This window comes from Kitasatospora sp. NPDC007106, assembly GCF_040634455.1.
Classification (GTDB): Bacteria; Actinomycetota; Actinomycetes; order Streptomycetales; family Streptomycetaceae; genus Kitasatospora; species Kitasatospora arboriphila.
Genome location: NZ_JBEYFP010001258.1, coordinates 1 through 1,348 on the forward strand (window position 1 = coordinate 1; position 1,348 = coordinate 1,348).

Consider the following 1,348-nt stretch of genomic DNA (forward strand, 5'->3'; position numbering starts at 1 on the left):
GGTTCCCATGGGGCGGGAAACGACTCGGGTTGGAGGAGCAATGACCGGCTCTCGGCAGTCCCGCCCGGTCGTCGTCGGCGTGGACCACAGGGACGGCGCTCAGCCGGCCCTGGTCTGGGCGGCCGACGAAGCCGAGCGTCGCGGAGTGCAGCTGCGGCTGGCGCACGCCACCGCACCGAGCCACCACAGACCGCACCGTGCCGTTGGCTCGGGGCGCCGGAAGGCCGGGCGTCGGGTGCTCGAGGAGGCCGCCGCCCTCGTCTCGGACGGGCACCCCGACCTCGACCTCGTGACCGTGCTTGCCGAAGGTCCCCCGGCCCAGGTGCTGTGCCACGAGTCGCACGACGCGTGCCTGATCGTCCTCGGCTCGCGGCGGCTGAGCCGTCTGGAGGAGTTCCTCAGTACGAACTCGGTGGCCGTCCCGGTCAGTTCCCAGGCAGCCTGCCCGGTGGTCGTGGTGCTGGAGCCCGAGAACAGCACCGAACAACCGCCGTACCTCGTCGCCGGTGTCGACGGCAGCCCGGCCTCCCGCGCCGCTCTGGCGTACGCCTTCGCTGCCGCCGCGGCCCGCGGCGCGGACCTGCGGACGCTCTGGGTGTGGCAGCCGTCGCTGCTGGAGTCCACGGACGAAGTCGTCGTGCTCCAGAAGTGCCGTCGGCTGCTTCACGATGCGGTGGCCGAGCAGGCGGAGAACTTCCCGGACACCACCGTGACCCGCCAGGTCGTACGCGGCCATCCGGTGGAAGAACTGGCCGAGGCCTCCGAGAAGGCGCTGGCGCTCGTCGTCGGACGGCGCGGCCGCGGCGGGTTCACCGGGATGCGGCTCGGCTCCGTCCCCCACGGCCTGCTGCACCGCGCCCACTGCCCGGTCACCACCGTGCCCGCTCCCGACACCGAATGAGCCCCGGCGCCGGCCGATCCGGCGGACGCGACGTCCGTGCGGATGCGACGTCCGGGACCGGCCGATGGTTCTTCCGCGCCGGCGAGGGGCCGATCTCCCCGTCCCCGGGCCTGCGCCGGGACGATGGGGCCGGAGGGGGTCGGGCGACGGACGACGAATGGATCAGGGCAGGGCTGCACGGCGGACGCCACGTCGCCCGGTCTCCGCGGCTGACTTCCGTCGGTCCGCGGCGGGTCGTGCGTCCCTGCGCGGACGGGCGGACGGCTGCCGACCCGCGCGAGCCCATCGGCACGGTGACGGACACGGCGGCTCCCCTCGGTCCGGCCCGTCGGCACGGTGACGGACACGGCCGCTCCCCTCGGTCCGGCCCGTCGACCCACGCGTCCGGCCACGACGACCCGGCCGGCCCGCCGCATCAGGTCCGGCCGGCCCTTCCGGCCGCCGGCC

General features: G+C 75.1%; 1 protein-coding gene. It reads left to right on the forward strand.

Features of this window, described 5'->3' with window-relative positions:
- The first annotated feature begins 40 nt into the window (after positions 1-40).
- Positions 41-901, forward strand: coding sequence for a universal stress protein (locus ABZ641_RS37640; protein ID WP_344622303.1), 861 nt, complete (start codon positions 41-43; stop codon positions 899-901).
- The last annotated feature ends 447 nt before the right edge of the window (positions 902-1,348 follow it).